Below are 633 nucleotides of genomic sequence, written 5' to 3'. Positions count from 1 at the left end.
CCGTGTACGCTATACCCATTGCAAAGGGCAAGGTAGGCTTAACAACGCTCCAATAAAATCCATAGCTACGCGCAACGCTCTTAGGCACTAGAGCAAACTGTTTGTTACGCACAACAACCAACTCGGCCAATGAAAGCACAAGCTGGTAGACAAAATAATGGACCACATTATTGGAGATGAAGGCCACTAAACAAAGGCCGCCGAGAAACCGTAATGAAACAAAAATAACATCCATAACATTCATGTAGACTTGCTTTTCAAGCCCCATAATGCCGCTACGATACAAACTACCCTGAAAACGCACCGCAGCGACAAACAGCATCAGCATCACCGAAAGCTCAACGCTCGTAATCGCTAGGCTCTCTACTTTGAGCCAGGAAGTGGCAAACCAGCCGCTACCTAACACCGTGGCAAAAATCATTAAGCCAACCAGAACAGCAAAGATCAGCTCATAGCTCGTTAATACCCGGTAAAAACTTTCGAACCCATGCTTTGAGGCTCTAGCCTTTGCAGCCTCTCGCCCGAGGGTTGGCGCAAGCCCCATATTAAGCAACTGAATCCAGGATTGAACAACCGTAAACAAACCCACCAAGCCATAAGCCTCATCACCGAGGTATTGCATATACAATGGAA

General features: G+C 46.9%; 1 protein-coding gene. It reads right to left on the bottom strand.

Translation table 11 applies throughout. The features are described from left to right. On the bottom strand, positions 1-633 hold a 633-nt coding region (locus A3738_RS30820), incomplete at both ends, for an oligosaccharide flippase family protein (RefSeq protein ID WP_197473715.1).

The sequence above is a fragment of the Oleiphilus sp. HI0066 genome (genome assembly GCF_001635725.1).
Note: the sequence above shows the minus strand (reverse complement) of the source record. Positions and strands in the feature narration are given on the sequence as shown.